This window comes from Poinsettia branch-inducing phytoplasma str. JR1 (assembly GCF_000309465.1).
Taxonomy (GTDB): domain Bacteria; phylum Bacillota_I; class Bacilli_A; order Acholeplasmatales; family Acholeplasmataceae; genus Phytoplasma; species Phytoplasma pruni.
Map to the genome: position 1 here is coordinate 1 of NZ_AKIK01000009.1, position 1,555 is coordinate 1,555.

A 1,555-nucleotide genomic window follows, 5' to 3' on the forward strand; every position below is an offset into this window, starting at 1 on the left:
AAAATAATTTATTTATTTTCTTTTGTTGTTTCTGGTCGGAAAATTTCTTTTTCTTCTTTAAAAGCAACTTTTTTAATTAACAAATCGCCAGCTTTAATTTGAGATAAACCGTTTTTGATGTTTTCCACAGCATAATTTTCTTTTAATTTATCGATAGGAATTTTATAATATGCGCTTATTTGTTGGTATCTGTGTTCTATCTCTTCTGGAGTAACTTGTATATTTTCTTTAGCCACTACTTCGTCTAATAAGAAATTAATTTGAACGTTTTTTAAAGCTTGTTCAGAAATGTTTTTTTCATATTCTTCTTCGTTAAAATGAGTCATTTTTAAATATTGTTCTAAATTCATGTTTTGTTCTTGCAGTTGAGAAGCAAATTGTTGTTTGATATTTTCTACTTCTGTTTGTACAAAATGTTGAGGAAGTGTTAAAGTAGAATTAGCGATTAAATATTCAAAAACTTTTTGTAGAACTTCGTTATTATATTCTGAATTGTTTTGGTTTTCTAAATGTTCTTTAATGTTTTTTTTCAACTCATCTACTGTTTCAATATTAGGTAATTTTAAATTTTTAATAGATTCATCCGTTACAACGAATTTTTGAGGAGTTTTTATTTCTTTTAAAAAGATTTGAAAAACCGCTTCTTTTCCAGCTAATTCTTTTTTACCATAATTTTCAGGAAAAACCACTTTTATATCTCTTTTTTCTTTTCTTTTCATTCCTAACATACCTGTTTCAAAACCAGGAATGAATTGATTAGAACCAATTTCTAAACTGTGATTTGTCGCTTCTCCACCTTCAAAAGGAGTGCCGTCCACAAAACCTTTAAAATCGAAAATAGCTACATCGCCCATTTCTAAAGGATTATCAGTTGTTTTTGGCGCTAATGTTTCGTTTTGTTTTAATAATAAATCCATTTGTGCTTGAACATCTTCATCAGTGACATTTTTTCTAAAATCATTTAATGTAATTTTTTGGTAATCACATATTTTTACTTCTGGTTTTAAAGCCATTTCTAAACCGAAACTAAAAGGTTTTTGTCTGTCTAATTTTTCAATATCAAAATCAACTAATTTAGGTTCTCCTACAGTTTTAAATTCTTTATTAGTTAATATTTCTTGAAATTTTTCTACATATATGATGCCGAAAACATCTTTATATAAAGCCGAATGGCCATAATGCTTGTCAAAAACTTTTTGGGAAACATGTCCTTTTCTAAAGCCTTTAATTTCTACTTTAGGTTGAATTTTGTCAAAAGCTTTTTTGATATAAGATTCGAATTCATTGACAGTCACGTCAAAGTGATATTGTACAAAATCGTTATTTTTTTTTTTAATTTGCATGTTTTATTACCTATATTTTATAAATTTTTATTTATGTAATTATTAGAATGGGCTAATTTTGTTATTCTAATCATTACATTTTTATATCTTTTTTAGTTTATTTAAAATTAAAAATGAAGTTTCATAAAAGAAAATACATTATTTTTATAACTAATGCAAAGTTGATAAAAATAATGCTTTTGATAATTTTCTTTTTGAAGAATTCAAACAAA

General features: G+C 25.5%; 1 protein-coding gene. It reads right to left on the reverse strand.

The features are described 5' to 3' along the window. Window positions 1-8: 8 nt before the first annotated feature. Entirely contained in the window at window positions 9-1,343 is a 1,335-nt protein-coding gene (tig, locus tag ON17_RS00425) for a trigger factor (RefSeq protein WP_017191500.1), read from the reverse strand. Window positions 1,344-1,555: the final 212 nt, after the last annotated feature.

Coding starts and splice junctions, on each gene's coding strand:
- tig (WP_017191500.1), bottom strand. CDS start 1,343: ATGCAAATTAAAAAAAAAAATAACGATTTTGTACAATATCACTTTGAC.